The sequence below is a fragment of the Arthrobacter sp. D1-29 genome (assembly GCF_054130585.1).
Map to the genome: position 1 here is coordinate 3137513 of NZ_CP096383.1, position 15298 is coordinate 3152810.

14 protein-coding genes and 2 tRNA genes are annotated in these 15298 nt (G+C 64.3%); 7 read left to right on the forward strand and 9 right to left on the reverse strand.

The annotated features are described in order from the left end of the window. Positions 1-187: 187 nt before the first annotated feature. Positions 188-1585, reverse strand: coding sequence for a trigger factor (gene tig, locus M1E17_RS14150; protein WP_457962645.1), 1398 nt, complete (start codon positions 1583-1585; stop codon positions 188-190). An 81-nt stretch (positions 1586-1666) separates the two neighbouring features. Next, positions 1667-1741: transfer RNA gene (locus tag M1E17_RS14155), tRNA-Pro, on the reverse strand. Positions 1742-1903: 162 nt separating this feature from the next. Between M1E17_RS14155 and M1E17_RS14160 the strand changes: the two genes are divergently transcribed. Both M1E17_RS14160 and M1E17_RS14165 read left to right on the forward strand, forming a co-directional pair. Continuing rightward, positions 1904-1977: transfer RNA gene (locus M1E17_RS14160), tRNA-Gly, on the forward strand. Positions 1978-2198: 221 nt separating this feature from the next. Further along, on the forward strand, positions 2199-2891 hold the full coding sequence (locus tag M1E17_RS14165; protein ID WP_457962646.1) for a hypothetical protein: 693 nt from the start codon (positions 2199-2201) through the stop codon (positions 2889-2891). Here the strand turns inward: M1E17_RS14165 and M1E17_RS14170 are convergent. The 3 genes from M1E17_RS14170 to M1E17_RS14180 form a co-directional block, all read right to left on the reverse strand. Then, positions 2888-3778 carry an Fpg/Nei family DNA glycosylase gene (locus tag M1E17_RS14170; protein ID WP_457962647.1) on the reverse strand — a complete coding sequence of 297 codons (891 nt, stop codon included), beginning with the start codon at positions 3776-3778 and terminating at the stop codon, positions 2888-2890. The genes M1E17_RS14165 and M1E17_RS14170 overlap by 4 nt on opposite strands. Next, the gene (locus M1E17_RS14175; RefSeq protein ID WP_267275384.1) at positions 3778-4272 is read right to left on the reverse strand and encodes a ribose-5-phosphate isomerase; all 495 of its coding nucleotides are present in this window, start codon (positions 4270-4272) and stop codon (positions 3778-3780) included. Before M1E17_RS14175 ends, M1E17_RS14170 begins: the two co-directional genes overlap by 1 nt. Positions 4273-4382: 110 nt before the next feature. Continuing rightward, positions 4383-5417, reverse strand: a complete 1035-nt coding sequence (locus tag M1E17_RS14180) for a hypothetical protein (RefSeq protein WP_457962648.1) — start codon at positions 5415-5417, stop codon at positions 4383-4385. Between the two features lie 180 nt (positions 5418-5597). On the opposite strand from M1E17_RS14180, the gene pepN reads away from it, so the two are divergent. Both pepN and M1E17_RS14190 read left to right on the forward strand, forming a co-directional pair. Beyond that, positions 5598-8165: an aminopeptidase N gene (gene pepN, locus M1E17_RS14185; RefSeq protein ID WP_457962649.1), complete on the forward strand. Its 2568-nt coding sequence runs from the start codon at positions 5598-5600 to the stop codon at positions 8163-8165. A gap of 22 nt (positions 8166-8187) precedes the next feature. Continuing rightward, positions 8188-8661 carry an OsmC family protein gene (locus M1E17_RS14190; protein ID WP_457962650.1) on the forward strand — a complete coding sequence of 158 codons (474 nt, stop codon included), beginning with the start codon at positions 8188-8190 and terminating at the stop codon, positions 8659-8661. A gap of 97 nt (positions 8662-8758) precedes the next feature. On the opposite strand, the gene M1E17_RS14195 is transcribed toward M1E17_RS14190, so the two are convergent. Continuing rightward, positions 8759-9751 carry an epimerase gene (locus M1E17_RS14195; RefSeq protein WP_457962651.1) on the reverse strand — a complete coding sequence of 331 codons (993 nt, stop codon included), beginning with the start codon at positions 9749-9751 and terminating at the stop codon, positions 8759-8761. A 119-nt stretch (positions 9752-9870) separates the two neighbouring features. Between M1E17_RS14195 and M1E17_RS14200 the strand changes: the two genes are divergently transcribed. Continuing rightward, positions 9871-10554 (forward strand): mechanosensitive ion channel family protein, encoded by a 684-nt coding sequence (locus M1E17_RS14200; RefSeq protein WP_457962652.1) that lies wholly within the window; start codon positions 9871-9873, stop codon positions 10552-10554. A 4-nt stretch (positions 10555-10558) separates the two neighbouring features. Beyond that, the gene (locus M1E17_RS14205; RefSeq protein WP_457962653.1) at positions 10559-11011 is read left to right on the forward strand and encodes a globin; all 453 of its coding nucleotides are present in this window, start codon (positions 10559-10561) and stop codon (positions 11009-11011) included. A 53-nt stretch (positions 11012-11064) separates the two neighbouring features. Here M1E17_RS14205 and M1E17_RS14210 read toward each other — a convergent pair whose 3' ends face one another. Next, complete coding sequence (locus tag M1E17_RS14210) at positions 11065-11739, reverse strand: hypothetical protein (RefSeq protein ID WP_457962654.1); 675 nt, start codon at positions 11737-11739, stop codon at positions 11065-11067. A gap of 63 nt (positions 11740-11802) precedes the next feature. Here M1E17_RS14210 and M1E17_RS14215 point away from each other — a divergent pair, with 63 nt between their 5' ends. Beyond that, positions 11803-12783 (forward strand): acyl-CoA thioesterase, encoded by a 981-nt coding sequence (locus M1E17_RS14215; protein WP_267275390.1) that lies wholly within the window; start codon positions 11803-11805, stop codon positions 12781-12783. A gap of 88 nt (positions 12784-12871) precedes the next feature. Here M1E17_RS14215 and ettA read toward each other — a convergent pair whose 3' ends face one another. Together ettA and M1E17_RS14225 are read right to left on the reverse strand one after the other, a co-directional pair. Beyond that, positions 12872-14554: an energy-dependent translational throttle protein EttA gene (gene ettA, locus M1E17_RS14220; RefSeq protein WP_457962655.1), complete on the reverse strand. Its 1683-nt coding sequence runs from the start codon at positions 14552-14554 to the stop codon at positions 12872-12874. Positions 14555-14600: 46 nt separating this feature from the next. After that, complete coding sequence (locus M1E17_RS14225; RefSeq protein WP_457962656.1) at positions 14601-15215, reverse strand: DUF6993 domain-containing protein; 615 nt, start codon at positions 15213-15215, stop codon at positions 14601-14603. Positions 15216-15298 lie beyond the last annotated feature (83 nt).

A 15298-nucleotide genomic window follows, 5' to 3' on the forward strand; every position in this document is an offset into this window, starting at 1 on the left:
GTGACGGTGACATCACTGAACTTCGCTACTTGGACACTAACCGTTTTGGGGGTCGATTTGTTCGCCGGAATCGCGCTGTTCGCTGACGGCGCACGATCCCGGCGCAGCCGATGAAGCGGGGCGGTTAAAGCAGGCAGCCCCCGGACCGCAGGGTCCAGGGGCTGGTGCAACGGCAATGCCGTGCGTGCTAGAACTTCACAGCAGCAGGATCGTCGTTTGCTACAGTTTCGCTCTTTGCCTCGTCGTCGGAGACGCCGGCGTCCTCAGCCTCGACCACAGGAGCTTCTTCCTCGCCGCCGGGGCGGACGAAGTCGCTGAGGTCAACGTTCTTGCCGTCGGTGTCGGTGACAGTTGCCTGACCCAGGACCACGGCCAGCGCCTTGCGGCGGCGGACTTCAGAGACCATCATGGGGACCTGGCCGCTCTGGTCGATGATCTGAGCAAACTGGTTCGGGTCCATGCCGTACTGGCTGGCGGTGGAGACGATGTAGTCGATCAGCTCGTTCTGGCTGACGTTGACTTCTTCCTTTTCGGCAATGGCGTCAAGGATGATTTCGTTCTGGAAAGCGCGGGCCGTGTTGGCCTTGACCTCTTCGCGGTGCTCCTCGGTGTCGTGCTCGCCTTCACCGTGGGCGTTGCCCTCCTTGAAGTGGGCCTCGAGCTGCTCTTCAACGACGGAGTCCGGAACCGGAACCTCAACCAGCTCAACGAGCTTGTCCAGGACCTTGTCACGTGCCTCGACGCCCTGCTCAACAATCTTGGAGTCAGCGGCCTGCTTGGCCAGGTCCTCGCGCAGTTCGGCCAGGGTGTCGAATTCGGACGCCAGCTGGGCGAAGTCGTCGTCAGCCTCGGGGAGCTCGCGCTCCTTGACGGCCTTCAGGACAACCTTGACCTGTGCGGCTTCACCAGCATGCTCGCCGCCCACCAGGGTGGTGTCGAAGATGGCGTCCTCGTCGGCGCTGAGGCCGGTGACGGCTTCGTCCAGGCCTTCGAGCATGGTGCCGGCGCCTACCTGGTAGGACAGGCCGGAAGCGGAGTCAACCTCTGCACCGTCAACGGTGGCAGTGATGTCGATGGTCAGGAAGTCGCCGTCGGCTGCAGGGCGGTCAACGGACTTGAGGGTGCCAAAGCGGCCGCGCAGTTCATCCAGTGCCTTGTCAACGTCTTCGTCCGAGGACTCAGCCGCAGCAACCTCGACCTTGATGCCGGCGTAGTCAGGCAGCTCGATCTCGGGGCGGACGTCAACCTCGGCGTGGAACTTGAGCTCACCGTCGGTGGACGTGGGGTCAGGTACTTCCGTGATCTCAACCTCGGGACGGCTCAGCGGGCGGATGCCTGATTCCTGCACCGCGGCCTGGTACCAGCCGTTGAGGCCTTCATTGATGGCGGTCTCCAAGACGTAGCCGCGGCCAACGCGCTGATCGATCAGCTTGGAGGGGACCTTGCCCTTACGGAAGCCAGGGACCTGGATCTGCGAAGCAACAGTCTTGTATGCCTCGTCGATGCTGGGCTTCAATTCCTCAAAGGGGACCTCAACATTGAGCTTGACCCGCGTGGGGGTGAGGTTCTCGACAGCGCTCTTCACGGTCTAAGTACTCCTGGGGTTTGTTGGATGGATTCTGCAAACGCAATGTTTCGTCCAGGCCGTGTGGTCCGGGCCGCAGAGTCGGGGTGACAGGATTTGAACCTGCGACTTCCTGCTCCCAAAGCAGGCGCTCTAGCCAAGCTGAGCTACACCCCGTAAGTGCACAGGCAAGTCTACGGTCATACCGGCCGTGTTTGCACATTTGACACTTGGGGTATGAATTAGGTTTAGTTATATCCGGCTTGAACAGCCAGCCCGGAAGAAGCGCAGACACCAGGAAAAGCAATCAAAAAGCTAGACTGGAACTGCAGTTCACCCGGGGACGTAGCTTAATGGTAAAGCCTCAGTCTTCCAAACTGATTACGCGGGTTCGATTCCCGTCGTCCCCTCCAGCAGTTGTCCGTCCAAGAGCGAAAGCGCAAGGGCGAAAAAAGAAGGGCCCCTCGGCGAGGGGCCCTTCTTCGTTTTGGCGTGCCAGCAACGAGTGCACGTTGTGGGACAAAAGAAAGTCACGATTAGCAACCGGAGGGAAAAGCAAGCAAGCTCATGAGGGGGGCTTGTGGCGGGGGACGCACGTAACGCACTTCGCCGGACAGAAAGGCCAGGCAACTCCGTGCCAAAACCAAGAAGGCAACCCAATCCGTTGATCCAGAAGTACTTCAAGATCAGCTCCGCGGATTCAGGGGCGGGGGGCCTGGGCGGGCTGAAGCCTGTGGAGCCGGCCTCACGGCATGACGGGGTGCCGGTCCTGGGCCGTGACCAGGCCTATGTGATGAAGCAAGGGACCACCTACCATACGGACTGGTGCCGGGCCGTGGCCGACAAATGGGACCACGCACCCAGGGGGTTGCTGGTGACACTGTTGGCGGATATCGGGGCGAGGACCCCGTGCACGGACTGCGACGAGCCCAGGAAGACACGAGGGGTGCCGTCTGCGCGGGCGGACCGGATGCAGCCCCCGCTCCCCGCGGCAGCCCCGCCGCCAGATGCTGTGATCCCCCTGAGGGTCGTCGGCGTTGCCCATGGAATCCTCTTCCTGGCGGCCGGTCTGGAGTATCAGGAGCTCCTCAGGAACACAGCTGTGGAGCCTGCCACTGTGCTGTCCGTGGACGGGCGGCGGGACGGCACGGTGGTGCGGCTGGACGCCGGTCACGGCGAACCGCGCGTGACAGTCCAATTGGACCCCCGGGCAACGTTCCGGAATGGACCGTATCAGCTGCGACTGCGTGGTCCGCTGCTCCGATCGGCCACCAAAGCCTACGCCGTGGATTCCGTTGAGCCGGCGATCCGAAGCAACTCCACCTAGGCCACCTGGCAGCCGGGGCACCAATAAAGCTTGCGGCCGGTCAGTTCAGCGAGGGCAACCGGCTCGCCGCAAACCCTGCACGGCAGCCCTTGGCGTTTGTAAACGTAGTGCGCTGCATCGCCTGCCGGGAGTCCGTCACCGTCTCCCCAGTAGGCCGCAGGCGTGGTGATGATGCGCCCGTCACGCACGCCGTCGGACATCACCGCGGCAGTGTCATCCCACAGCTGTCCCGCCGCCGGGACGGACAGCTCATTGCCCGCCCGCCATGGATTAAGGCGCTGGCGGAACAGCACCTCTGCCCGGTAGACATTTCCGACGCCGGCGATCACCTTTTGATCCATCAGCAGTCCGGCGATGGGTGCCTTACGGGACTGAAGGCCAGCAACAAAGCGCTCCCTGTCCGCCGGAAGGTTCCGCAGCGGATCGGGCCCCAGCCTGGCCAGAACCGTGGCCGCCTCGTCCTCGGTGATGGCCGCGCATGTGGTTGCGCCGCGCAGGTCCGCCCAGCCGTGGGCGCTGACCAGGCGGACGCGCACGGCACCCCGGGGATCCGGCGGGCCGGAGTACTCCGCCGGGCCGCCGTCGTCGAAAATCTCCCGCTCCCCCACTTTCCTGGGGGCGCCGATGCTGGAGGCGCCCCGGAAGCTGGCGTCGCCGCCGAAATCCCAGGCACCGTACAGGCCGAGATGCACATGCAGCACCCTTGCATGATCAAAATGCAGGAAAAGGTGCTTGCCGTGGGCCCGGGAATCCGTCAAAGTGTGCCCGTCCAGCAAGGCCGCTCCGGCTGCAAAGCGTCCCTGCGGACTGCTGACGGCCAGGCGCTCACCGCAGAAGACGTCAGCAAACTGGCGGGCCAATCGGCGGACGGAATGGCCTTCGGGCACTACTCGATGACCTCGCCGGTGGCTTCATAGGCGGCGATCTTGCCGATCCTGCGGATGTGGCGTTCGTCGTTGCTGAAGGGCTCGGCCAGGAAGGCCTCGATCAGTTCCGTGGCTTCCTCCACCGTGTGCTGGCGGCCGCCCACGGCCACCACATTGGCGTCATTGTGCTCGCGGGCCAGCGTGGCGGTGGAGTGGTTCCACGCCAGGGCGGCGCGCACTCCCTTGACTTTGTTGGCGGCGATCTGCTCACCGTTGCCCGAGCCACCCAGGACGATGCCCAGGGCATGCACCCCTGCTTTCTGGTCAGCCACCACTGCGAGCGCGGCGTTGATGCAGAAGGACGGGTAGTCATCCTGGGCGTCATAGACCTTGGGCCCGTGGTCCACCACGTCGTACCCCTTGGACGTGAGGTGCCTGACCAGGTGGGCGCTGAGTTCCATTCCTGCGTGGTCGGTGGCGATGTGGACCCGCGGGAAGGCAGGGGAAGAAGTCACGACAGTATCCGTTCGTAATAAGCACTGGGGTCAGCCGGGCTGGAACCGGGCCGGAATCAGATCAACACGGACAAGAATACTAGGACTCCAGCGTCCTGTGAGGCTCCGCGTCAACCCGTACCGGGAGCAGGACCAGGGCCGCTGGCCGCTGCGCCCGGCGCACCACCGCCGTGCGCCCGGGCTGCCACGCGGGTGAGAACTTCTGCGAGCCGCGCCGCCGACGCCGGGCTGCCGCCACTGACAGCCATGTTGTGGCCGTCTGTGGTGCGCAGGACGACGGCGGGACCGCTGCTGACCAGCATCGCCTCGGTACCGCTATGGTGGCGGTAACCCCATCCGCCGTAGTCGGCTGCCCGCACATCCGAGGCGCTGGCCTCAGAAATTTCCCCCGCCGGTACCTCCATCACTGGCACCACACCTGCCACGAGGACCCGCAGGCCGCTTCGGTCCGCCTTCACGCGGGCGAACAGGAAACCTGCGCCAACAAGGGCCAGAACCACCAGCAGCACCCCCAACCAGGGCAGCACGATCGCAATGAGCGCCGCCGGGAACAGACTTGCCACGGCGATCATGACGAAGACTGAGCTGCGGGCGTGCACCCACAGGCGGATGGAATCCCGGGTCAGATCCGGATCCAGTTCCCGGGCGACGGCAAGCTCAAAGGCCTGGTCATCCTCGGGCGTCCACTGCCTGTCCACCTTAAACACAAAGCCCATAATCACACCGAGCCACATTGCTGCGCCGCTGCCCAGCGCGAGCACCGTGAGGTCCAGGCGGGACTCCCGCGCGTCGGCCAGGCCGGTCTGCCCCATCAGGCCGGCAGCCAGGACACTCGCGGCGAAGAGGCTCAGGAACAGCCCGCCGCCCATCATTACCCGGCGTACCACGGTGGGCCGGGAGACCGGCACCGCCTGGAAAAGGACCAGCCAGCCCACGGCCACGATGATCACGGCGCTGCCCGCCGCGTAGGCGCTGAACGGTGCGAAGGAGGCGCCGCCGTCGTCATTCCAGCTGATGGCGAGCGGTTCGGGGAGGGTGGGGCGCAGCAGGAACGCGCAAAACACGAAGGCGGCGGCCAGTACCAGAGGAAAACCCACGGCGAACCGCAGCGCCCTTACGTCTACCGCATCCCTGAACTTTCCCATGCATTAACGCTACTCCTGCTGCTTCACAGGCATTCTCCCGAATCCGGCGGGCATGCGCACCAGGAGTGATCCGGACAACTTGCCAACGCCGCAAGAACTGAAAGAATGACTTCACAGTGCCGGCGAAGGACCTTGCACGCCGGCAACCGCAACCCCTTCTGGAGGCACCACTTGCCAGGTATGAACCTGACGCGCGCCGAAGCCCGTGAGCGCGCCGAACTGATCGCCGTTGACTCCTACGATGTCAGCCTGGACCTGACCAAAGGCGACAAGGTCTTTGGGAGCACCACCACGGTAAGGTTCACGGCCCGACCGGAATCCTCCACCTTTATCGACGCCGTCACGCATGCCGTACACAGCGTGACCCTGAACGGCCGCAGCCTGGACCCGGAGGCCGTATCAGACGGGATTCGCATCCAGCTGACCGGCCTCGCCGCCGAGAATGAACTGACGGTGGTGGCCGACGCCCCGTACATGAACACCGGTGAGGGCCTGCACCGCTTTGTGGATCCCGTGGACAACGAGGTCTACCTGTACACCCAGTTTGAGGTGCCGGATTCGCGGCGGATGTTCGCAGTTTTTGAGCAGCCGGACCTCAAGGCCACATTCGCCTTCACGGTCACGGCGCCGTCGCACTGGGACCTCATCTCCAATTCCCCCACTCCGGCCGCGCAGGAAACCACTCCCGCGGCCGACGGCGGAGCCCGCTCGGTCTGGACGTTCGCGCCCACGCCGAGGCTGTCCTCCTACGTGACGGCCCTGATCGCGGGGCCGTACCAGTCGGTCCGCAGTGAGGTGGCCAGTTCCGATGGGCGGGTCATTCCGCTGGGCATCTTTGCCCGGAAGTCCCTGATGCAATACCTCGATGCAGACAACATCTTTGAATTGACCCGGCAGGGGTTCGAATTCTTCGAAGCCCAGTTCGGCTGCCCCTACCCGTTTGAGAAGTATGACCAGCTGTTTGTGCCTGAGTTCAATGCCGGCGCCATGGAAAACGCCGGCGCCGTGACCATTCTGGAAGGCTATGTGTTCCGGAGCAAGGTCACCGGGGCGCAGATCGAGCGCCGCGCCATTACTGTGCTCCACGAGCTCGCCCACATGTGGTTCGGGGACCTTGTCACCATGCGCTGGTGGAACGACCTGTGGCTCAACGAGTCCTTTGCCGAATACATGTCCCACCTGGCGGCAGTGGAGAACACGTCCTTCACAAGCGCCTGGACAACCTTCGCCTCCGTGGAGAAGTCCTGGGCGTACCGCCAGGACCAGCTGCCAACCACACATCCCATCTTTGCCGAGATCAACGACCTGCAGGATGTGGAAGTCAATTTCGACGGCATCACCTATGCCAAGGGCGCCTCGGTGCTCCGCCAGCTGGTGGCCTGGGTGGGCCCGGAGCAGTTTATGGCCGGTGTCCGCGAATACTTCGCCAAGCACGCCTGGCAAAACACCGAACTCAGTGACCTGATGGTGGAACTGGAGAAGGCCAGCGGCCGCGACCTGGACCTGTGGGGGCGGCTGTGGCTGGAGACTGCCGGAGTCAATACCCTCAAGCCGGAACTTAGCGTGGACGGAGACGGAAAACTGGCCTCCTTCGCCATTCTCCAATCCGCTGTCACGGAGTGGCCCACCATCCGTCCGCACCGGCTGGCGGTGGGGTTCTACAACCTCAACGGCGCCGGCAAGCTGGAACGGGTCCACCGTGAGGAACTTGACGTCGATGGCGAGCGTACCGAGGTTCCTGCCCTGGCCGGCATGGCGCAGCCTGACCTGATCCTGGTCAATGACGACGATCTTGCGTATGCAAAGGTCCGGCTGGATGAACGGTCGCTGGCTACCGCAACAGCCCACCTGAAGGATTTCAGCGCCAGCCTGCCCCGGACGCTGGTGTGGAACTCGGCATGGGATGCCGCCCGCGACGGGGAGACGCCGGCGCGGCGTTATGTGGAGCTGATCCTGGCCAACGTGGCGGCCGAGTCGGATTCGTCCGTGATCCTGGTGCAGTTGCGCCAGCTTGCCACCACACTGAACTTCTATGTTGCCGAGGAGCACCGCGAGGCCACCATTGTGGCCGCCGTGGACCGCCTCTGGGAGCTGGCGTCCTCCGTTCCCGGCGGGTCCGATGCACAGCTGCAGTTCATCAAGTCCTTTGCCCTGCTCGCCCGCAGCAGTTCGCAGCTGGACAAGGTGGCAGGCGTCCTGGACGGTTCCCTCATCCTGGACGGGCTGACGGTTGACCAGGATCTGCGCTGGGAGCTGCTGACGTCGCTGGTGGCGGGCGGACGGTTCGGCCAGGAACAGATCGACGCCGAGCTGGCACGGGACAACACCGCCAGCGGACAGAACGCCGCGGCCCAGGCCAAGGCAGCCATTCCCACGCCCGAAGCGAAGGCCGAGGCCTGGGAGTCGATCGTGGTCAAGGGTGAACTCTCCAACGCGCTCCAAAACTCGGCAGTTGCGGGCTTCTCCCGCGTCTTGGACCGCTCGCTGCTGGAGCCGTACTCGGAAAAGTACTTCGAGGCCGTTCCCGGGATCGTTGCCACCCGCACCCACGCGCTGGCCCAGCAAATCGTCGTCGGACTGTATCCGGCGCTCCTGACCACCCAGGCGACCATCGACCGCACCGATGGCTTCCTGGCGGCCCTGCCCGCCGAAAGCGCCGCCCTGCGGCGGATGATGCTGGAGAACCGCGACGGCGTTGCCCGGGCCCTGCGCGCACGGGCGGCAGATGTCCTGCCCGGCAGTGTCTAGACTCGGTGTCTAGACTGGCCACATGAGCCTGGGTGAACACCATTATTCCCTGACGGTCCGGTGGACCGGCAACCTGGGAGACGGCACGTCCTCCTACCGCGGGTATTCCCGCGACCACGACGTCCAGATCCCCGGGTTGCCGGTCCTTAAGGGCTCCGCCGACCCCACCTTCCATGGGGACCGGTCACGGTATAACCCCGAGCAACTGCTGTTGGCCGCGCTGGCCCAGTGCCACATGCTGTCCTTCCTTCACGTGGCCGTGCGGCACGGCGTGGTGGTCACGGATTACCAGGACGATGCCACGGGCGTGCTGCGGCTGAACAGGGACGGCAGCGGGCAGTTCGAATCCGTCACGCTGAACCCGCGGGTGGCGGTGGCGGACACGGCCCACGTGGCCCTCGCGGAGGAGCTGCACCGCGAGGCCAACCAGGTCTGCTTCATCGCCCGCAGCGTCAACTTCCCAGTGCACCATGAACCCGTGACGCTAACGGCCTGACACCCTCTTGCCTCCCATCCCCCAACTGACTCGCAGATAACGCAGTCAAAACGTCGTTTGAGTGCGTTATCTGCGAGTCAGTTGGGTGGGCGGGGCGTTAGACGGCTCCGCGCAGCTCCGTGGCCAGTCGTGCTTCAGTGGCGGGCATGAGGCCCGCTTTCCGTTCGCGGGAGAGCCCCCGACGGCGTTCGTCCTCGAGCGTGTCCTCCAGCGTTTCCTGCCACGGGCGCAGGGTGAGGCCAGCCGCTTTTGCCGCCCCGTTGCTGCGCGCAGAGAAGCCGTCATAGCCCGGCGGCAACCACAGCGGCAGGGAATCCGTTCCCGACCAATACCCGACACCATGTTCCACCAGCCAGTCTTCAGCGGCGGGCAGGATCTCCCCCTGGTGGCCGGCAAGGCTCCGGGACGCGGAAATATACTCGCCGAACGGAACCTGCTCCCCCACCGCGTTGAGCGGCCCTGTGACACCGCGGCCCGCGGCGTCGAGAATCCACACGGCAAGGTCCCGGACGTCGATGACCTGAGTCGCATGGCCGGCAATGTCCGGCACAAGTGCGGCCTGGCTATCCCGGGCGAACCTGGCCGGCCAGTAGCCGTACCTGTCGGATGCGTCGCCGGGACCGCCGATCAGCCCGGCCCGGCAGAGGTGGGCTGTGCCTGAGGCAGCTTCCAGGGTGGCCTGCTCAATGGCCGACTTCGATTCCCCGTAGTTCTCCGGCGTTGACGGCGTCCCCACCGGCAGGGGCTGCAAGAGGTCCGCTTCCTCGGCCGCAGAGGGCACAGAATGGTCGGCGTAGACGGAACAGCTGGAAACGAACGTCCAGTGCGCGGCCCGGCCGGCCAGCGCCGCCAAGGCATCCCGGGCCTTGGCAGGATCCCGTGCCACTTCTATGACGGCGTCCCACTCTCCTGCCGCCTCCGTGTAGCTGTTCGCGCCCAGTGAACGGTCTGCCTTCAGCCACCGGACACCCGCCGGCGGTTCCGCCGCGGAACCACGGGCCAGGCACGCTGTTTGATGGCCGGCGGCGACGGCCTGCCGGGCGATTTCTGCAGAGAGGAAGGCGGTTCCGCCCAAGACCAGGATGCGCATGAGTACAAGCTACGGCGCTAGGGTTAAGGGAGGACAGAGTCTTATGCGCTGGGCGAACTGCGCAGCCGACGAACGTTATCCCGGCCGCCACCGGTGATCCCCAAGGAGCAACCCCACCTATGTTCAGCACGTTGTCGATCACACCCCTTAACTCCCAATCCGATGGAATCAGCGTCCCGGGCATCGTCATCAGCCTTGGCATCGGTGTTGCCGTCTGGCTGGTGGCAACCTTTGTCATCTCCCGGATCAGCAGGCGGGTGGCCTCCGGCAGCAACCTCTTCAAGAAGCCGCACTTCAAATGGGTGGCACCGGCACTCCGGGCGCTGGACCACGAGCGTCGGGTACAGCGCGCGGAGACCATCGGCTCCCTGCTGAACAGCATCGTGGGGGTCCTGGTGGCCGTGATCACCATTATGTACGTGCTCCAGAACCTCGACATCAACATTGCACCGCTGCTGACCAGCGTAGGAATCCTGGGTGTTGCCATCGGTTTTGGTGCCCAGCAGCTCATCCGCGATTTCCTGGCCGGCATTTTTATCACCATTGAGGACCAGTACGGGATTGGTGATGTCATCGAGACCAGCGAGGTGGTGGGCGTTGTTGAATCCATGGGCCTTCGCATAACCCGGGTCCGTTCCGAGGACGGTGCCATCTGGTACCTCCGCAACGGCGAGATCCTGCGGGTCGGAAACCGTTCGCAGGGCAACTATGTCCCGCTGCCTGACGCCCCCGACGCCGGCACTGACGAGGCTGGGGCCGTGCACACCGCCGACAAAAAGTCTGAACAAAAGGCCGGAGAATAGCTACATGACCACACCTGCCGAACCGCAACAGCCGCGCCAGCTGATGCAGAACGATCCGTTCAGCCAGCCCGGGTACACGGACAACTTCTACAATGCCGTGGGCGGCCACGAGACATTCGTACGGCTCATCGACGTTTTCTACGACGGCGTGGCAACGGATCCGTTGCTGCGGCCCATGTATCCGGAAGCGGACCTGGCCCCCGCAAAACGGCGGTTCCTCATGTTCCTGGAGCAGTACTGGGGCGGCCCCACCACGTACGGCGAGGAACGCGGCCACCCGCGACTGCGGATGCGCCACATGCCGTTCCAGGTCACACCGGAGGCCAAGGACCGCTGGCTGTTCCACATGCGGGCTGCCGTTGATGCACTTGAACTGCCCCCGCTGTATGAAACAACACTCTGGGACTACATGGAACGCGCCGCGCTGTCCATGGTCAACAGCGCATCGGGGGCCTGAGGCTCCGGTTTCAGGCTCGCCAGGTCAGGTTCCCGGAGGTCAGACTTCGGGGCTTAGGCTCCGGAGGTCAGGACAAGGCCGTTGCCGGTCCGCACCAGGACATGCCCGCGTGTTCCCGTCAGGCGGTACCAGCGGCCCGCCCGGTACAGCTTCTGGTCCCCGTCCGCGAGGAACCCCAGGGTCAGCGCGGCGAAGGCAGCTCCCGCCGGCACTCCCGATCCATCGAGGACCCTGCCCCAAACCGCTGCCCGCGCGTTATTGACGATTAAGGCCCCGGGTTTATCCGGCACAATCCCGGCCACCTCGGTGATGCCCGCTTCGGCGGCCCGCCGCAGATCGGCATCGGGAACGGAAGTGACCAGCTCCCAGCCCGTCCTGGGCGCGCTGACTCCCGTCCAGGATTCGCTGACGGTGGACGGCGGAACCGGAAGTTCGACGTCGGCTTCCCCCGCCCGGGCCAGCCGGTCCAGGACCGCAGAAAGCGGAACGGTGACATCCACTGCGGACCGTTCCGCCAGTCCCATGGTGCGCAGGCCCAGGATGGTGGGGGTGGCTTCACCCAGCAACCGTGGCCTCAGCACACACACGTAGGCGGCCAGTACCGAACCCGCCGCCTGGAGCCGGATGGCGCCGTCGTCGATTGCTTTGGCACGCGTGGCGAAGGTGCGCAGGTCCGCGAGATCGCGCGGATCTGAGAACCGGAAGGACTGGGTAAGGAGATCAGACACACTAAGAACACTACCGTCTGCACCTCAGTTGAGCGCGTCCGGGGTGGCGTCTAGAGTCGAACCATGACTGAAGCCGAAGCCGGATTGCTGGCGCCGCCCAGCGGCGACCCCACCTCATCGCTCATCAAACTCCTGGATCTTGGCCAGCTTGAGGGCGCCCGGACGGACGAGGACATCTTTCTGGGACCGTCACAGCAGCAGCCCCATCAGCGGGTGTTCGGCGGCCAAGTGCTGGCGCAGTCCCTCATCGCCTCGATGCGGACGGTGGATGCTGACCGGTTTGTGCATTCCATGCACGGGTACTTCCTCCGGCCCGGGGATGCCAATCAGCCCATCACGTTCGGCGTCCAGCGGCTGCGCGACGGCCGTTCCTTCTCGGCACGCCGCGTCCACGCCTACCAGGACGGCGTGCCCATCCTGTCCATGATTGCTTCCTTCCAGGGCGAGGATGAAGGCATCGAGCACGAATCCACCATGCCCAAGGGCATCCCGGACCCCGAGTCGCTTCCCAGCACCGCAGACCTGCTGGGCAAGTTCGATCATCCGGTGGCACGGCACTGGTCCTACGAACGGCCGTTTGATATCCGGCATGTCGACCCGCCCCTTTACGTCTCCGCAAAGGGCAAAAAGGACGCACGGAACGCCGTCTGGATGAAAACCTTTGGCCCCATGCCCGACAATCCCAACCTCCACCGGGCGGCCCTGGCGTACGCGAGCGATTACACCATCCTGGAATCCATCCTGCGCCGGCACGGACTGAGCTGGATTACGCCGGGCATGAACGTGGCAAGCCTGGATCATGCCATGTGGTGGCACCGTCCGGCACGAGTGGACGAGTGGCTGCTCTACGTGCAGGAGTCCCCCAGCGCCCAGGGAGCCCGCGGCCTGGCAACCGGCAAAATCTTCAACCGGGACGGGCTGCATGTGGCGTCGGTGGCCCAGGAGGGGATGGTCCGGGTCCCCACGGATCTGAAGAACAAGGTGGTAGGTGCCTTCCAGTCCAAGGTTCTTGAACACCAGATCCGAAAAGCCGAGCGCGACTGAGGGTCTGTCATCCCTTTGTGACAGGCAAGAATCCTGACAGGCAAGAAGCCGGCACCCTTGGTGGGTGCCGGCTTCTTTGTCTGCTGAATCAGTCGCGGGTCAGGCGGCGGTGCGTGACGCGGTGAGGCTTGGCCGCATCGGGTCCAAGGCGCTCTACCTTGTTTTCTTCGTAGGATTCGAAGTTGCCCTCAAACCAGTACCACTTGGACGGGTTTTCGTCGTCGCCTTCGTAGGCGAGGATGTGGGTTGCCACCCGGTCCAGGAACCACCGGTCGTGCGAGACCACCACGGCGCAGCCGGGGAATTCAAGCAGCGCGTTCTCCAGGCTGCTGAGGGTCTCGACGTCGAGGTCGTTGGTCGGTTCGTCAAGTAGCAGCAGGTTACCGCCCTGCTTAAGGGTCAATGCCAGGTTCAGCCTGTTGCGCTCACCACCGGAAAGCACGCCTGCCTTTTTCTGCTGGTCCGGACCCTTGAAGCCGAAGGCGGCAACGTAGGCGCGGGACGGCATTTCGACGTGGCCTACCTGGATGTAGTCCAGGCCGTCCGAGACGACCTCCCACAGCGACTTGTTCGGGTCGATGCCGCCACGGTTCTGGTCGGCATAGGAGATCTTGACGGAGTCGCCAATCTTCAGCTCGCCGCCGTCGAGCGGTTCCAGCCCCACGATGGTCTTGAACAGCGTGGACTTGCCCACACCGTTGGGCCCGATAACACCCACGATGCCGTTCCGCGGAAGGCTGAAGGACAGCCCGTCGATCAGGATCCTGTCGTCGAAGCCCTTCTGCAGATTTTTCGCTTCCAGGACGAGCCCGCCCAGGCGCGGTCCCGGCGGAATCTGGATCTCTTCGAAATCAAGCTTGCGGGTGCGGTCCGCTTCGGCAGCCATTTCCTCATAGCGGGCAAGGCGGGCTTTGGACTTGGTCTGGCGGCCCTTGGCGTTGGAGCGGACCCATTCCAGTTCCTCGGTGAGGCGTTTGGCCTGCTTGGCGTCCTTTTTGCCCTGGATTTCCAGGCGCGCCCGCTTCTTCTCCAGGTAGGTGGAGTAGTTGCCCTCATAGGGGTACAGGTGGCCGCGGTCCACCTCGGCAATCCATTCCGCCACGTGGTCAAGGAAGTACCGGTCGTGGGTAACGGCCAGGACTGCACCCGCGTAGCTGGAAAGGTGCTGCTCCAGCCACAACACGCTTTCGGCGTCAAGGTGGTTGGTGGGCTCATCCAGCAGGAGCAGGTCAGGCTTCTGCAAAAGGAGCTTGCAGAGCGCCACTCGGCGGCGCTCACCGCCTGAAAGCATGGTGACATCGGCATCGGCCGGCGGGCACCTGAGGGCGTCCATGGCCTGCTCCAGCTGGGAGTCCAGGTCCCAGGCATCAGCGGCGTCAATGGCCTCCTGCAGGTGTCCCATTTCTTCAAGCAGTGTGTCGTAGTCAGCGTCCGGGCTGGCCATTTCCTCGGAGATCTCGTTGAAGCGCTGGATCTTGCCGTAGATCTCGCCAACGCCTTCCTGGACGTTGCCCAGGACCGTCTTTTCCTCGTTCAGCGGCGGCTCCTGAAGCAGGATCCCCACTGAGTAGCCGGGGCTGAGCCGGGCTTCGCCGTTGGAGGGGGTGTCCAGTCCGGCCATGATTTTGAGGATGGTGGACTTACCGGCACCATTCGGGCCAACAACACCAATTTTGGCGCCGGGGAAGAAGGACATGCTTACGTCGTCAAGAATAAGTTTTTCGCCAACAGCCTTACGGGCCTTGGTCATTGTGTAGATAAATTCCGCCATGGTTCCAAATCTAGTGGGTTGGCGGGTATATCTCACATTCGGGACCTCAGACGGCTGAGCCCACAAAGCACTTGCCGGTGGACAGGACGGGAAGAACGGTCACTGCTACGCCACCGTCACGAATCTGGCCCACAACACAGTCACTCCCCTGCAGAACAGCGGCTTCTACAGCGTCAGCTTCCAACCCTGTTGGCGTGCTGCTTTCGGACACTTCCAGAGCAGCTGCCGCGATGCCGGCACCGGTCAGGGCCTCCGTCACCTGGGCACTAGCCGGCTTCGGCGTCCCGGCAGCGAGCCGGCTCAGCACATCAGTGACGGTCTGCCTGAGCGCGGCGGTGGCAGGATCCTCCGCCGAAGCGCGTCCCCCTGCTGCGGCGGAGGATCCTGCTGCGGCACCGCCGGGACTTGCAGCCTCGGAAGGGGATGATGACGGAGTTGCTGGTGACGCGGCCTGCGTTGTTGTCGCGGCAGGCGCGCCCGGCTTGTCACCGCCGGACTGGGCACCGCCTGTGCAGGCCGACAGCGACACCGCAACCGCCAATGACACCGCAACAAGGACGCATCCTGCCCATACGCTGCTGAAGGAGGATGTGGGGACTTGGCGAACTGCCAACAGGACACCGACGTGATTCTTTTTGCGGTGTTCCGTGGCGCGCTTCATGCGGCCATTCTGCCACGCGTTGAGGATACGGATGGCCAGGACCATGCCGCTGCGCGTGTACCCCCGCGTGTCAGCGAGGCAGC